The sequence below is a fragment of the Prauserella rugosa genome (assembly GCF_000719975.1).
GTDB classification, from domain to species: Bacteria; Actinomycetota; Actinomycetes; order Mycobacteriales; family Pseudonocardiaceae; genus Prauserella; species Prauserella rugosa.
In genome coordinates this window covers 81,405-96,529 of record NZ_JOIJ01000014.1, presented here as the reverse complement: position 1 = coordinate 96,529, position 15,125 = coordinate 81,405, and the positions used below count along the sequence as shown (strand labels likewise).

Below are 15,125 nucleotides of genomic sequence, written 5' to 3'. Positions count from 1 at the left end.
GGGACGCAGGGACGAACCCGGTGAGAAGGACGACAACCGGGGAGGACCGTCGTCAACCGAACCCGAGCCCGCCGATGTGGTGTGGCCGGGGCAGGACGACCACGACCGGTCAACGACCGGAGAGGAGCAGTTCGTGTCGGCCGAAGCTATCCCCGTCGAACCGGTGGCGGAGCCACCGATCCCGGCTGAGGAAACCGGTTTCGTCCGTCCTTACGCCATCACCGGCGGCCGGACGAAAGCCAACTATCCGCTGGAACTCGAAACGTTGATCTCCACCCGTGATGCAGCGGTGCTGCCGGTCCCCGACCAGGTCGAGCATCAGGTCATCATGGAAGAATGCCGTGCTCCACGTTCGGTGGCCGAGATCGCTGCGGTGCTCGGAGTGCCGCTCGGAGTGGCGCGAGTGCTGATCAGCGATGCGGCGGACACGGGCTTGGTGACCGTGCACAGGACCGCATCGGGCAGCGAGAACGCCGAAGCGCATTTTATGTTGATGGAAAGGGTGTTGAGTGGACTCCGTCGGCTTTAAGGCACCGCGCCAGGCCGCGCCGAAGACGATGACCTCGGCCAAGATCGTCGTGGCCGGCGGTTTCGGTGCGGGCAAGACCACGTTCGTCGGTTCGGTCTCCGAGATCGTGCCGTTGACGACCGAGGCGATGATGACGGACGCGAGCACCGGCATCGACGACCTCGCGGCCACGCCGAACAAGTCCACCACCACGGTGGCGATGGACTTCGGCCGTGTCTCCCTGGACGAGGACCTGATCCTGTACCTGTTCGGCACCCCCGGACAGGAGCGCTTCTGGTTCATGTGGGACGACCTGGTGCGCGGTGCGATCGGTGCGGTCGTGCTCGCGGACACCCGCAGGCTCGCGGACTCGTTCGCCCCGATCGACTTCTTCGAGGACCGCGGACTGCCGTACATCGTGGGGGTGAACACGTTCGACGGGGTGCTGCAGCACGACCTGAACGACGTGCGTGAGGCGCTGTCCATCGACGAGAGCATCCCGCTCGTGCGCTGCGACGCCAGGGAACGCGAGTCGACGAAGCAGACGCTGATCACCATGGTCGAGTACGCGATGCAGCAGTGGCTCGCGGTCCGGGGCATGAACGACCCGAGGCCGGTCGGCTGACGGCCTCCCGTGGCGGCCGGTAGCGCGCCGGCCGCGACCACGGGAGAGACGGTCGTCACGGGCGAACCCGGTCGTTGCCCGGCTCGGACGTCTTTGAATTAGTAGGAAGTCCAAGTATTTTGGAGGCATGACCACCGAGCTGCACCGGCCTGTGCACCCCGTCCGGTTCGTGACCGCCGCGAGCCTGTTCGACGGGCACGACGCCTCCATCAACATCATGCGGCGCATCCTGCAGTCGCAGGGCGCCGAAGTGATCCACCTCGGGCACAACCGCTCCGTCGACGAGGTCGTCACGGCCGCGATCGCCGAGGATGCCCAGGGTGTGGCGATCAGCGCGTACCAGGGCGGGCACGTCGAGTACTTCACGTATCTCGTGGAGCTGCTCGCCGAGCGGGGCGCGGGCCACGTGAAGGTGTTCGGTGGCGGTGGCGGCGTCATCGTCCAGGACGAGATCGACCTGCTGCACTCGCGTGGCGTGGCGCGCATCTTCTCCCCGGAGGACGGGCTCGAGCTCGGTCTGCCCGGGATGATCAACCACATGATCCGCGAGTGCGACGTCGACCTCGCCGAGAACGACGCCGGCGCGTTCGACGATCTCCTCGCCGGGGACGTGCGAACGCTGTCGCGGACGATCACGCGGCTGCAGCAGAACGTGCTGCCCGCGGAGTGGCACACCGGTATCGCGCAGGCCGCCGAGGCCAGGAGCGTGCCGGTGCTCGGCATCACCGGCACGGGCGGTTCGGGCAAGTCGTCGCTGACCGACGAACTGGTGCGGCGGTTCCGCAGCGACCAGGAGGACAAGCTGCGGATCGCCGTCCTCGCCGTCGACCCCACCCGCCGCCGCGGTGGCGGTGCGCTGCTCGGCGACCGCATCCGGATGAACTGCCTCGACGGCGACCGGGTGTTCTTCCGGTCGCTGGCCACCCGCACGACCAGCGGCGAGATCCCGGAAGGGCTCGACGAGGCGGTGCTGGCCTGCAAGGCGGCGGGATTCGATCTCGTCGTCGTCGAGACGCCCGGCATCGGCCAGGGCGACGCAGGCATCGTCGACCACGTCGACCACTCGCTGTACGTCATGACGCCCGAGTTCGGTGCGGCCTCGCAGCTGGAGAAGATCGACATGCTCGACTTCGCCGACGTGGTGGCCATCAACAAGTTCGAGCGGCGCGGCGCCGAGGACGCCCGCAGGGACGTGGCCCGTCAGCTCGTCCGCAACCGCGAGGCGTTCGGCGCCGACCCCGAGGACATGCCGGTGTACGGCACGAGCGCCGCCACGTTCAACGACGACGGGGTGACGGCTCTGTACCAGCACCTGCGGGACATGCTCGCCGGCAGTGGATTGTCGGTGTCGGCGGGGGTGCTGCCCGCGGTCGAGGGCAAGGTGTCGACCCGCATCGCCACGATCATCCCGCAGAACCGCACCCGGTACCTGGCCGACATCGCCGACACGGTCCGCGCCTACCACGCCGAGACCGAGCGGCAGGCCGACGCCGTGCGCAGGCGCGAACACCTCATTATCGCCCGCGACGAGCTCGCCGCGTCCGGCAACGATGCCGCTGCGCTCGACGAGCTCGTGGCCGGTGCGGAGTCCGATGTGGATGCCGAGACGGCCGCGCTGCTCGAGCGGTGGGAGGAGCTCGCGGAGGCCTACCGGGGTGAGGAACTGGCGTTCACGGTGCGGGACAAGGAGATCCGCACCGCGCTGTGGCGCGACACGCTGTCCGGGAGCCGCATTCCGCGGGTGGCGCTGCCACGGTACAAGGACAAGGGCGAGCTCGTGTCGTTCCTGCGGCGGGAGAACCTGCCCGGCTACTTCCCGTACACCGCCGGGGTGTTCCCGTTCAAACGCGACGGTGAGGACCCGGCGCGGATGTTCGCGGGCGAGGGCGACGCGTTCCGCACCAACCGGCGGTTCAAGTACCTCTCGTCCGATTCGCAGGCCAAGCGCCTGTCGACGGCGTTCGACTCGGTCACGCTGTACGGCTTCGACCCGGACACGCGGCCGGACATCTACGGCAAGGTCGGCACCTCCGGCGTCTCGATCGCGACGTTGGACGACATGAAGGCGCTCTACGACGGGTTCGACCTCACCGCGCCCACGACGTCGGTGTCGATGACGATCAACGGCCCCGCGCCGACGATCCTCGCGTTCTTCCTCAACACCGCGATCGACCAGCGCATGGACGCCTTCCGGGACGAACACGGCCGCGAGCCGAGCGCCGACGAGGCCGCCGAGATCCGCGAGTGGACGCTGCGGCAGGTGCGCGGCACGGTGCAGGCCGACATCCTCAAGGAGGACCAGGGGCAGAACACCTGCATCTTCTCCACCGAGTTCAGTCTCCGGATGATGTCGGACATCCAGGAGTGGTTCATCGACCACGGGGTGCGGAACTTCTACTCGGTGTCGATCTCCGGGTACCACATCGCCGAGGCCGGGGCGAACCCGATCTCCCAGCTGGCGTTCACGCTGGCCAACGGGTTCACCTACGTCGAGTCCTATTTGGCCAGGGGAATGGACATCGACGAGTTCGCCCCGAACCTGTCGTTCTTCTTCTCCAACGGGATGGACGCCGAGTACTCGGTTCTGGGCAGGGTGGCGCGGCGGATCTGGGCCGTGGCCATGCGGGAGCGGTACGGCGCGGGGGAGCGGTCCCAGAAGCTGAAGTACCACGTGCAGACCTCCGGACGGTCGCTGCACGCGCAGGAGATGAGCTTCAACGACATCCGCACGACGCTGCAGGCGCTCTGCGCGCTCTACGACAACGCGAACTCGTTGCACACCAACGCCTACGACGAGGCGATCACCACTCCGAGCGAGAGCTCGGTGCGCCGCGCCATGGCCATCCAGATGATCATCAACAAGGAGTGGGGCCTGTCGAAGAACGAGAACCCGCTGCAGGGCTCGTTCATCATCGACGAACTGACCGACCTCGTGGAGGAGGCGGTGCTGACCGAGTTCGAACGCATCTCCGAGCGTGGGGGCGTGCTCGGGGCGATGGAGACCGGCTACCAGCGCGGCCGGATCCAGGACGAGTCGATCACCTACGAACGCCTCAAGCACAACGGGGAGCTGCCGATCGTCGGGGTGAACACGTTCCGCAATCCCAGCGGCGAGGCCGAGCAGGCCGAGGTGGAACTCGCGAGGGCGACCGAGGAGGAGAAGCGTTCGCAGTTGCGCAGGCTCGAGGACTTCCAGAGCAGGCATCACGCGGAGGCGCAGGTGGCGCTGAAGCGGCTGCGGGAGGCGGCCACGCGCGGGGAGAACGTGTTCGCCGTGCTGATGGACGCCGCGCGGGTCTGCTCGCTCGGGCAGATCACCGACGCGTTCTTCGAGGTCGGCGGACAGTACCGGCGCAACGTGTGACGTCGGGGCCGCTTCGTGGCCAACGCCTGGCACGGTGAGGCATCACTCCCGGCGGTGACGGCCGGGAATGCACGGCGGGTCTCGTCGGTTGGGGGTGGACATGAAGTTTGGTGTCTCGACGTTCGTGACCGACGAGGGAATCCTGCCCGGCCGGCTGGGTGCTGCGCTCGAGGAACGCGGCCTGGACTCGCTGTTCCTGGCGGAGCATTCGCACATTCCGGCCAGCCGGGAGTCGCCGTTTCCCGAGGGCGGTGACCTGCCCCGCAAGTACTACCGCACGCTCGACCCGTTCGTGGCGCTGACGGCGGCGGCCGCGGCGACGCGGACACTCACCGTCGGCACCGGGGTGGCGCTGCTGCCCCAGCGTGACACGATCCACACCGCCAACGAGGCCGCGAGCCTCGATCTGGTGTCGGGTGGACGGTTCGTGCTCGGCGTGGGTGTGGGCTGGAACCGGGAGGAGATGCGCAATCACGGCACCGACCCGGCCACCCGCGGCGCGTTGATGAACGAGCAGTTGCAGGCGATCAGGGCACTGTGGACCGAGGAGCAGGCGGAGTTCCACGGCACGCACGTGGACTTCGATCCGGTGTACGCCTGGCCGAAGCCGGTCAGCTCGCCGCATCCCCCGATCTACGTCGGCGGCGAGAGTGCGGCGGCGCTGCGCAGGACGGTCGCCTACGGCGACGGTTGGCTGCCGCGCCCGCACACCCGGCCGGAGGCGATCCGGGAGGCTCAGGAGTGGTTCGCCGACCAGGGGCGTCCCGACGTGCCGATGGCGATCTTCGGCGCGCCCGCCGACGAGAAGACCATCGAAGGCTGGGCCGAGGTCGGGGTCGACCACGTGACGTTCATGCTCGAGACGGCCCCGGAGGCGGACACGTTGCGCGAGCTGGACGAGCTGGCCGCCTTCGCCCAGCGCTACAACTCCTGACCCGTGCCCGCACCCGACCCGGGTGCGGCCCACGGAGAAGCGGCAACGGAGAAACGGGAACGGCCACGGCCTGTGCTCCCCATCGGAGCGCAGGCCGTGGCCGTCCGCGTGTCGGGGGCGTGGCTGCTCAGTCCAGGAGCAGGTGGACCGACAGTTCGAGTCGTTTGGCGACGTCGGCGGCCGAGGCGCGACGCGTGACCCAGGCGACCAGGTTGGCCATCCAGACGTCGGCGATGACGTGGAAGACGGCGCGGTCGTGGTCGGTGGGTTCGTCGATGCCCATGGCCTTGGCGAACATGTTCTCCATCATGGCGCCGACCTGCTCGACCTCCGCGGCGGCGGTCGTGTCGGCGAACATGAACGCGCGCACCATCGCCTCGGTCAGGTGCGGGTCGCGCTGCATCATGCGGGTGTTGCGCCCGAGGACCACGAGGAGTCGTTCGGTGGCGGTGTCACCGGGGATGCTGCTGCGTTCGAGCTTCTCCTGCGCGCGTTCGAATTCACGCGCCAGGCCGGAGACGAGCAGGTGGATCTTGGAGGGGAAGTAGCGGTAGAGGGTGCCGAGTGCGACGTCGGCGCGTTCGGCCACGGCCCGCATCTGCACCGCGTCGTAGCCGCCCTTCGCGGCGAGCGCGAGGGTCGCGTCGAGGATGCGCTTGCGCCGGTCGCGCTGCGCGGCCGTTCCCGGTTCGTCGCCGCCCATCGGCCCGAGTGCGGTCGAACTCCGCGAGGTGCCCTTCGTGGGGGCCGGTGTCTTGGGCTTGCTGGCCATCGACGACTCCTGCTCGGCGTTTCGTGGTTGTCGACTGGTGGTTGTCGAATCGTGTGGTCGAATCGTTGTTGTCGCATGCTGTCCGGTGGGGTGGTCGACGGATCGGCGCGCTCGTGCAGAACCTGTTCCACTCCCGCGTCGTACTCTACCCAACGGCGACCGAATTCGATGCTCGGGTTACACCCAGTTAAGTGAAACATGTTCTACAATTCGCGTCGTGAGTATCGCGATGACGGATGAGCAGCGTGCCCTGGCCGACGCCGTCGCCGCCGCGGCGGGAGCGGCCGATCCGAGCTCGGCGATCGCCGGGATCGGCCTGCCCGGGGTCGCCGTACCCGAGGAGCTCGGCGGCGCGGGGTCGGGGGTCGCCGACCTCGCGGCCGGACTGGAAGCGGCGGCCGAACGGCTCGCTGCGCCCTCGGCGTTCGGCAGCGCACTGGCGGCCCTCGCGCTGGCGCGCACGCCCGAGGCGCCCGTGGCGAAGGAGTTCGCTCCCGCCCTGGTCGACGGCGGCGCGCGTGCTGCGGTCGCCGTGTCGGCGGGAACGGTCGTCGCGCACGACGGGCACGGGGACACGGCATTCGTGGCCTCGGGAACGACACCCGTGCTGATGGGCGATCGGGACGCCGACGTGCTCGTGCTCGCCGCGGAACAGCGCGAGACGCCGGTGTGGTTCGCGGTGCCGGCGGCGCGGGTGCGGCTGACGGTGGCGGACGGGTTCGATCTCGGCCGGCCGGCGCTCACGGCCGAGCTGGATGCGGTACCCGTGGCGCCCGAGGCCGTGCTCGGCAGCGACGAGGTCCCCGAGCTGGCCGCCACCCTCGTCGCCGCGGAAGCCTCGGGAGTGGCCGCCTGGTGCGTGCGCACGGCGTGTGACCACGCCCGCGTGCGCGAACAGTTCGGCCGTCCGGTCGGCGCCTTTCAGGCGGTGCAGCACCTGTGTGCCGAGATGCTGTGCCAGGCCGAGTCGGCGGCGGCGCTGGCGTGGGATGCGGCGCGGGCGGCCGATGCCGGGGATCGCGAGCAACTGACCGTGGCGGCCACGGTGGCGGCAGCGGGCGCTCCCGATGCGGCGGTGGCCGCCGCCAAGGACTGTATCCAAGTGCTCGGCGGGATCGGCTTCACCTGGGAGCACGACGCGCATCGCTACCTGCGGCGGGCCGTGGCACTGCGGCAGTGGCTCGGTGGTGCACGGCGCTGGCGCAGGCGGGCCGGCGAGCTGACCCTCGAGGGGGCGCGGCGCCGGGTGGGCGTCGACGTCGAAGCCTGTGCCGTGGACCCCGCCGAGGACGCCGAGCCCGCCGCCGCGCACTCCGGTTCCACTGTGGACGTCATCGATACGGCCAGCCTGGCGCGAACCCGGGCCGGTGCGGCCGCACTCGCGGCCGAACTGGCGGACGCGACTCCCGAGTACGTGCGGCGGCGGTTGGCCGACACGGGCGCGCTCGTCCCGCACTGGCCGCGGCCGTACGGATTGGACGCCACGCCCGCGCAACAGCTGGTGATCGACACCGAGCTCGAGCGTGCCGGGGTGCCGCGGCCCGACCTCGTCGTGGGCGCGTGGGCGTTGCCGACGATCCTTCAGCACGGCGACGAGCACCAGCGGGAACGGTTCGTGCTGCCGACGTTGCGCGGGGAGCTGACGTGGTGTCAGCTGTTCAGCGAACCCGGGGCGGGCTCCGACCTGGCGTCGCTGCGCACGTCGGCCGAACGGGTCGACGGGGGCTGGCGGCTGACCGGGCAGAAGGTGTGGACCTCTCTTGCGCACGAGGCCGACTGGGCGATCTGCCTGGCGCGCACCGATCCCGACGCCCCGAAGCACCGCGGCATCACGTACTTCCTCGTCGACATGCGGGCCGAGGGGATCGAGGTGCGGCCGCTGCGGGAGATCACCGGGGAGGCGCGGTTCAACGAGGTGTTCCTCGACGGCGTCCTCGTGCTCGACCGCGACGTCGTCGGCCCCGTGCACGGCGGTTGGCCGCTCGCGCGCACGACCCTCGCCAACGAACGCGTGGCCCTCGGTGGTGGCTCGGCGGTGGGCGAGGCCGTGGAGGAACTGGTGGCCGCGCACCCGGGCATCGATCCGGAACGACTCGGTGGGTTGGTCGTCGACGGATGTGCCGTGTCGATGCTCGGGGTCCGCGACGCGGTGCGCAGGATCGCCGGTGGTCAGCCCGGTGCCGAGTCGAGCGTGCAGAAGTTGCTCGGTGTGCGTCACCGGCAGCAGGTGGCCGAGGCCGCCCTCGACGAGTGGGGTGAGGACGGGGTGCTCACCTCGGGGCCGCCCGGAGCGGCGCAGCACGAGTTCCTGCTGACCCGGTGCCTGAGCATCGCGGGCGGCACGACACAGGTGCTGTCGAACGTGGTGGCCCAGCGGATTCTGGGACTGCCACGGCACTAGGTCGCGTCTGACAATCCCGTCGCCTGCTGCGCGGGGCCAGCGCGGCCCCTCGCTGCGTTGTCGGAAAGCCCGAGCGCGACCCGGTACGAGGGCTTCCCTCCGCCTTGCGAGGGGGCCACGCTGATCCCCGCTCGCGACGGCGGAGGATCATCAGACACGACCCAGCGGCTCGCGTCACTCGCGGTGGGTGTGGGCCCAGTCGAGGAACCGTTCGACGCCGTGCAGCACGTGGGCGCTGCGGATCGACGGGAAGATGTCGAACGCGTGCTGGGCCCCGGGGATCTCGGCGTAGGCCACGGTCCGGTGGCTGGTCGCGCGCAACGCCTCGACGAATCGGCGTGCTTCGCGGACGGGCACGAGGCTGTCCTGGTCGCCGTGGATGACGAAGAACGGCGGGGCGGCGTCGGTGATCCGGTCCAGCGGCGAGGCCGCGACGTAGTCGTCGTGGGTGGGATCGGGGCCCATGACGTGCCGGGCGAGGATGCCGCGCATGCGTGCCGCGCTCGCGCGGGACCCGCTGGTGGCCGCGAAGTCGTAGACGCCGTAGTGCGGTACGCACGCCTGCACGCTCGTGTCCGCGCCGGTGAATCCTGGCTGCAGAGCCGGATCGTTGGGCGTCAGCGCCAGTAGTGAGGCGAGGTGTCCGCCCGCGGAGCCGCCCGTGGTGACCACGTAGGACGGGTCACCTCCGTAGGCGGCGATGTTCTCGCGGATCCACGCGAGCGCGCGTTTGGCCGCCACGATGTGCGCGGGCCAGCGCGCGGCGGGAGCCAGCGGATAGTTGATGGCCACGCACACCCAGCCGCGCCGGGCCATGTGCAGCATCAACGGCCTGCCCTGTTCGTTCTTGCTCCCGGTCATCCAGGCCCCGCCGTGGATCTGCAGCAGGACCGGCGCGTTCTCGGTGCCCTCCTCGGGCCGGTACACGTCGAGCAGGAAGCGGCGGCCACCCTGCGCGTAGGCGATGTCCTGGTCGCGCCGGACTCCGTCGGTGTCGAGCTTGAACGGGTTCACGATCCGTCCCCACGGCGTGGCGAGCCCGGCGGCGTCCGGCTCCCGTTCGTCGGGGCCCAGGGCCGCGGTGAGCGCGTCGTCGACGACGCCGCGTGCCCGCTGCGCGGACGCGATCAGCGCCGCCGAGCCTGCCGCCGACGCCGCGGCCATGGCCAGTCCCGGCAGGTCGCTCGAGCGCCGATGGCGGGCGACGTGGGCCGCGGTGTCGGCGGCGGTGAGCGCCAGCAGGTGCGGGGCGAGCTCGGAGGTCAGCCAACCCGCGACGAACCCGGGGACCGAGACGCGGTGTCCGGTCCACGGGCGGCGGGCGTGCGTGGTCAAGGCCAACTGCAGAGCCCGGCGGGCGCGGAAGAACGCGTGCATGACCGCAGCGTAATCCCGGCCGTGTCCGGGTTGTCCGGTGCCGGTTCGGATCGGTCGATGGGTAACGCGTTCTCGGAAGCCGATCGCGCACGAACTCTTGCCAGGGCGCCGATCCCTGGAACAAACTAGAACATGTTGCAGAGAGTCGGTCGTCGGACGTGAGGAGTCGCGTGGATTTCACCCCGGACGAGACCCAGCGCACGGCGGCACAGCTGGCCGAGGACGTCCTGTCCCGCACCGCGGGCGATCCCGCCCGGGCGTGGCGGGCGTTGTCCGACACGGGACTGCTGTCGCTCGGCGTGCCGGAACCCGCCGGTGGGCACGGTCTGGGGCTGTGCGAGGTGGCCGCGGTGCTGCGGGAGGTGGGCCGCGCGGGGATGAGCCTGCCCGCGTGGGCGACGCTGGGCATGGGACTTCCGACGTTGGCCGCCTGTCCGGACGGCGGGTCCGACAGCCGGTCCGACCGCGACGGGAACGGCCGCGAAGATGACGGCCGCGAAGATGACGGTCTCACCGCACTGCTGCGGGCCGTCGGGGCGGGCGAGGCGCTGCTGACGGCGGCCCTGCACGAACCGTCGTCCCCGATGACCGAGCGGCCGGCCACGACGGCCGCACCGGTGCCTTCGGGATGGCGGCTCGACGGGGTCAAGACCGCCGTCCCGTTCGCCACCGACGCCGAGCGCATCCTCGTGCCCGCCACGTTGCCCGGCGGCGAGACCGGCGTGTTCCTCGTCGATCCCACTCGGCCGGGCGTGCGCATGACACCGGTGCACACCGCCGCGGGCGGGCCCGAGGCCGTCGTGCGACTCGAGGGCGCCGAGACCCCGCTCCGTCTCGGTGGTGTCTCGGGGGAGCGGGCCGGTGCGATGCTGAACATGCTCCACCGGTACGCGCTCGCCGGCGCCGCGGCGTTCGGTGACGGCCTGCTCGCGGGCGCGCTCGCGCTCACGACGCGGCACCTGGCGACGCGGGAACAGTTCGGCAGGCCCCTGGCGACGTTCCAAGCCGTGGCCCAGCAGATCGCCGACGTCTACATCGCGTCCCGGACGGTGCGGCTGGCCGCGGACGCGGCCGTGTGGCGGCTGGCCACGGCGCCGTCGTCCCCTCCCGGCGCGGACAGAGCGCCCGGCACCGCCGAGCCTGCCGGTCCGGCCGGTCCCGCCGTGGACGACGACCTGGCGGTCGCGGCCTACTGGCTGGCCGAGGAGGCGCCCGCGGCACTGGCCACGTGCCATCACCTGCACGGCGGGATCGGCCTCGACGAGACGTATCCGCTGCACCGCTACTCATCGCTGGTGAAAGACCTCGTGCGGGGCATCGGTGGTGCTGCGCTGTGTCTCGACCGCGTCGGCACGCCCGTGGGAGGTGTCTGATGGACATCGCGCTCACCGCCGGCCAACGTCGGTTGCGGGCCGAACTCCGCGAGTACTTCGCCGCGCTGATCACGCCGGACGAACGGAAACTCCTGCTCAGCGAGCGACACGGGCCGACCTATCGGGAGATCGTGCGGCGCATGGGCCGCGACGGCTGGCTCGGTGTCGGCTGGCCGGAGGAGTACGGCGGCCGCGGGTTCGGCCCGGTCGAGCAGCACATCTTCGTCGACGAGGCGGCGCGGGCCGACGTGCAACTGCCGTCGGTGACGCTGCAGACCGTCGGGCCGACCCTGCAGCGATACGGCACCGAGGAACAGAAGCGCCGGTTCCTGCCGGCGATCCTCGCCGGCGAGGTGCATTTCGCGATCGGCTACAGCGAACCGGACGCGGGCACCGACCTGGCGGCGCTGCGGACCACGGCCATTCGCGACGGCGAGTCCTATGTGGTCAACGGCCAGAAGATCTTCACCACGGGCGGGCACGACGCCGACTACATCTGGTTGGCCGTCCGTACCGACCCCGACGCCCCGCGGCACCGGGGGATCTCCATCCTCATCGTCGACACCACCGATCCGGGTTTCTCCTGGACGCCGATCATCACCTGCGACGGTGCGCACCACGTCAACGCCACCTACTACAGCGACGTCCGGGTGCCGGCATCGATGCTGGTGGGCGAGGAGAACGCCGGGTGGCGGCTCATCACCACGCAGCTCAACCACGAACGCGTGATGCTGGGCCCGGCAGGCCGGATCGGCGGTCTGTACGACCGCGTGCGGGCGTGGGCCGCGGAGCGCACCACGCCCGACGGGACGGCCCTGGTCGACCTGCCGGACGTGCGCCGCGCCCTGGCCGAGGTGTACGCGCTCGTGCGCGTGAACGAACTGCTCAACTGGCAGGTCGCCGTGGCCGAGGCTGGCTCGGTCGCCGATGCGTCCGCGACCAAGGTCCTCACCTCCGATCGGCACCAACGGGTCGGCCGCCTGCTCGAGGAGCTCGTCGGCAGACACGGCGATCCGTCCGATCCGGACACCGCCGATCTGGTCGCGTGGCTCGACACGCTGACGAAACGCAACATCGTGCTGACGTTCGGCGGAGGGGTGAACGAGATCCAACGGGAACTGATCTCCCAGTTCGGGCTGGGACTGCCGAGGGTGCCGCGATGACCACGGGCGACACGGCCGACCGGAGCACCGCCGCGGGTCCGCCGAGCGGTGCGCCGTCCCGGCACGCGATCGAGGAGGCCGCCGCGGCCATCGCGGCGGCAGGGCCGTCGGCGCCGCAGCCGGCTCGCGATCCGGTCAACCAGGCCATGGTGAACAACTGGGTCGAGGCGATCGGGGACGCCAACCCCGTGTACACCGACCCGCGGGCTGCGGAGGCCTCCGTCCACGGCGGACTCGTCGCTCCGCCCGCGATGGCGCAGGTGTGGACCATGCGCGGCCTGCACGGAAGCCGCGGCGCCGACGACCCGCTGGCCCGCATGATGGAGGTGCTCGACGCGGCCGGATACACGTCGGTGGTGGCCACCAACTCGGCGCAGACCTACCACCGGTATCTGCGCCCCGGCGAACACGTCGCCGCCTCCACCCGCCTCGAGGACGTGGTGGGGCCCAAACGGACGGCGCTGGGCGAAGGGTGGTTCGTGACCACCCGGACCACGTGGTCGGTCGGTTCCGAGCCGGTGGCCGAGATGACCTTCCGCGTGCTGAAGTTCCGGCCCGCGGGTGCCGGGACAACCGAGGACGGCGCCGGCGCCGGGACGGACGGGGGCGGCCCGGCGGCCACGGCCGGCGACCGGAGCGCGGTCCTGCGTCCGGTGGTCACCAGGGACAACGCGTTCTTCTGGGAGGGCCTGCGCGCCGGTGAGCTGCGGATCCAACGGTGGGGCGAGGTGCTGCGGCACCCGCCGGGACCGATGTCGCCGGACGGCGATCTCGACGCCGAACCCGACTACGTCGTCGCGGCGGGGACGGGCACGGTGTACAGCTACCTCGTCCACCACCACCCGCCGGTACCGGGCCAGGACCTGCCGTTCGTCGTCGCGCTGGTGGAGCTGGACGAGGGCGTGCGGGTCCTGGGCCGGCTGTACGGCGCGTGCCCGCCGGACGTCCATATCGGACTGGAGGTCGAGGTGTACTTCGACCGGCTCGACAAGGACCTGACCCTGCCTGCGTGGAGGCCGCGACCATGACCATCGCCGTGGGCACCCGGCTACCCTCCCTGACCGTCGAGGCGACACCCACCTTCGTGGTGTCCTCGGCACTGGCCACCCGCGACTTCCAGGACGTGCACCACGACCGCGACGCGGCGGTGGCCCGTGGATCGCGGGACATCTTCGTGAACATCCTCACCGACACGGGCCTGGTCCAGCGGTTCGTCACCGACTGGGCGGGCCCCGACACCCTGGTGCGCTCGATCGACATCCGGCTCGGTGTGCCGTGCTACGCCGGCGACACGCTCACCTTCACCGGCCGGGTCGAGGCGGTCGACGGGCGCGAGGTCACGGTCGCGGTGTCGGCCGTGGACGGTCTGGGCGAGCACGTGTCGGGCACGGTACGGATCGAGGTGGGCCGATGAGCGCGCTCGCGGGTGCGGCGGCGATCGCGGGGATCGGTGCCACCGAGTTCTCGAAGGACTCCGGCCGCAGCGAACTGCGGCTGGCCGTCGAATGTGTACGCGGGGCCCTCGACGATGCCGGCCTGAGCGCGTCCGACGTGGACGGACTGGTCACCTTCACCATGGACGGCAACGCCGAGATCGCCGTGGCGAGGGAACTGGGCATTCCCGAGCTGACGTTCTTCGGCCGCGTCCACTACGGCGGAGGTGCGGCCGCGGCCACGGTGCAGCAGGCGGCGATGGCCGTGGCCACCGGTGCAGCCGACGTCGTCGTGGCCTACCGGGCGTTCAACGAACGGTCGGGGCATCGGTTCGGCCAGGTCTCGTCGGCCGCCGCGCAGCAGGTCAACACGTCCGGGGTCGACAACGGCTACCACTATCCGGCAGGCCTGGCGACCCCGGCGGCGACCGTGGCCATGGTGGCGCAGCGGTACCTGCACGAGTACGGGGCCACGAGCGAGGACTTCGGCCGGATCGCCGTCGCCGCACGGGCGCACGCGGCGACGAACCCGCACGCGTGGTTTCACGGCAAGCCCATCACGCTCGCCGACCATCAGGCCTCCCGGTGGGTCGCCGAACCGCTGCATCTGCTCGACTGCTGCCAGGAGAGCGACGGCGGCGTGGCACTCGTGATCACGAGCGCCGAGCGGGCGCGGGACCTGCCGGGGACGCCGGTCGTGGTCGCGGCGGCCGCGCAGGGCAGCGGGCCGGACCAGTACATCATGACCAGCTACTACCGCGCGGACCTCGCGGCACTGCCGGAGATGGGAGTGGTGGGCAGGCAGCTGTGGCGGGACGCCGGCCGCACTCCGTCCGATGTGGACGTCGCCGTGCTGTACGACCACTTCACCCCGTACGTGTTGATGCAGCTCGAGGAACTCGGCTTCTGCGCGCGCGGCGAGGCGAAGGACTTCGTCGCCGACGGCCGGATCGGCCTCGACGGTGACCTGCCCCTGAACCCGCACGGCGGACAACTGGGGGAGGCCTACATCCACGGCATGAACGGTATCGCCGAGGCCGTGCGCCAGATCCGCGGCACGGCGGCCAATCAGGTCGCCGATGCCCGTACCGTGCTCGTCACCGCGGGCACGGGGGTGCCCACGAGCGGGCTGATCCTCACGGCCCCGTGACCCGCCCGGGCGGGTGGGCCGAGAT

Annotated in this window: 12 protein-coding genes; 10 read left to right on the top strand and 2 right to left on the bottom strand. The window is 70.9% G+C overall.

Going from position 1 to position 15,125, the window contains the following annotated elements; all coding sequences use genetic code 11:
• Positions 1–133 precede the first annotated feature (133 nt).
• The 4 genes from IF64_RS28245 (at position 134) to IF64_RS0118730 (ending at position 5,431) form a co-directional block, all read left to right on the top strand.
• Positions 134–529 (top strand): DUF742 domain-containing protein, encoded by a 396-nt coding sequence (locus IF64_RS28245; protein ID WP_030533450.1) that lies wholly within the window; start codon positions 134–136, stop codon positions 527–529.
• Positions 510–1,133 (top strand): GTP-binding protein, encoded by a 624-nt coding sequence (locus IF64_RS0118740; protein ID WP_030533449.1) that lies wholly within the window; start codon positions 510–512, stop codon positions 1,131–1,133. The genes IF64_RS28245 and IF64_RS0118740 overlap by 20 nt, the downstream gene beginning before the upstream one ends.
• 127 nt (positions 1,134–1,260) lie before the next feature.
• Complete coding sequence (icmF, locus tag IF64_RS0118735; RefSeq protein ID WP_030533448.1) at positions 1,261–4,497, top strand: fused isobutyryl-CoA mutase/GTPase IcmF; 3,237 nt, start codon at positions 1,261–1,263, stop codon at positions 4,495–4,497.
• 100 nt (positions 4,498–4,597) lie between these two features.
• A complete protein-coding gene (locus IF64_RS0118730) occupies positions 4,598–5,431 on the top strand; it encodes an LLM class F420-dependent oxidoreductase (protein WP_030533447.1) in 834 nt (277 codons plus the stop codon).
• Positions 5,432–5,558: 127 nt separating this feature from the next.
• On the opposite strand, the gene kstR is transcribed toward IF64_RS0118730, so the two are convergent.
• Entirely contained in the window at positions 5,559–6,203 is a 645-nt protein-coding gene (gene kstR, locus IF64_RS0118725) for a cholesterol catabolism transcriptional regulator KstR (RefSeq protein WP_030533446.1), read from the bottom strand.
• Between the two features lie 217 nt (positions 6,204–6,420).
• Between kstR and IF64_RS0118720 the strand changes: the two genes are divergently transcribed.
• Positions 6,421–8,604, top strand: coding sequence for an acyl-CoA dehydrogenase family protein (locus tag IF64_RS0118720; protein WP_030533445.1), 2,184 nt, complete (start codon positions 6,421–6,423; stop codon positions 8,602–8,604).
• 174 nt (positions 8,605–8,778) lie between these two features.
• Here the strand turns inward: IF64_RS0118720 and IF64_RS0118715 are convergent, their stop codons facing one another.
• Positions 8,779–9,981 carry an alpha/beta hydrolase gene (locus IF64_RS0118715; RefSeq protein ID WP_030533444.1) on the bottom strand — a complete coding sequence of 401 codons (1,203 nt, stop codon included), beginning with the start codon at positions 9,979–9,981 and terminating at the stop codon, positions 8,779–8,781.
• A 170-nt stretch (positions 9,982–10,151) separates the two neighbouring features.
• Here IF64_RS0118715 and IF64_RS0118710 point away from each other — a divergent pair, with 170 nt between their 5' ends.
• The 5 genes from IF64_RS0118710 to IF64_RS0118690 are packed head-to-tail and all read left to right on the top strand — an operon-like array spanning position 10,152 to position 15,100.
• On the top strand, positions 10,152–11,354 hold the full coding sequence (locus IF64_RS0118710) for an acyl-CoA dehydrogenase family protein (protein WP_030533443.1): 1,203 nt from the start codon (positions 10,152–10,154) through the stop codon (positions 11,352–11,354).
• Positions 11,354–12,517, top strand: a complete 1,164-nt coding sequence (locus tag IF64_RS0118705; RefSeq protein ID WP_030533442.1) for an acyl-CoA dehydrogenase family protein — start codon at positions 11,354–11,356, stop codon at positions 12,515–12,517. Before IF64_RS0118710 ends, IF64_RS0118705 begins: the two co-directional genes overlap by 1 nt.
• Positions 12,514–13,545 carry a bifunctional MaoC family dehydratase N-terminal/OB-fold nucleic acid binding domain-containing protein gene (locus IF64_RS0118700; RefSeq protein WP_084705956.1) on the top strand — a complete coding sequence of 344 codons (1,032 nt, stop codon included), beginning with the start codon at positions 12,514–12,516 and terminating at the stop codon, positions 13,543–13,545. The genes IF64_RS0118705 and IF64_RS0118700 overlap by 4 nt, the downstream gene beginning before the upstream one ends.
• Positions 13,542–13,931 (top strand): MaoC family dehydratase, encoded by a 390-nt coding sequence (locus tag IF64_RS0118695; protein WP_030533440.1) that lies wholly within the window; start codon positions 13,542–13,544, stop codon positions 13,929–13,931. Before IF64_RS0118700 ends, IF64_RS0118695 begins: the two co-directional genes overlap by 4 nt.
• Positions 13,928–15,100, top strand: coding sequence for a lipid-transfer protein (locus IF64_RS0118690; protein WP_030533439.1), 1,173 nt, complete (start codon positions 13,928–13,930; stop codon positions 15,098–15,100). The genes IF64_RS0118695 and IF64_RS0118690 overlap by 4 nt, the downstream gene beginning before the upstream one ends.
• Positions 15,101–15,125: the final 25 nt, after the last annotated feature.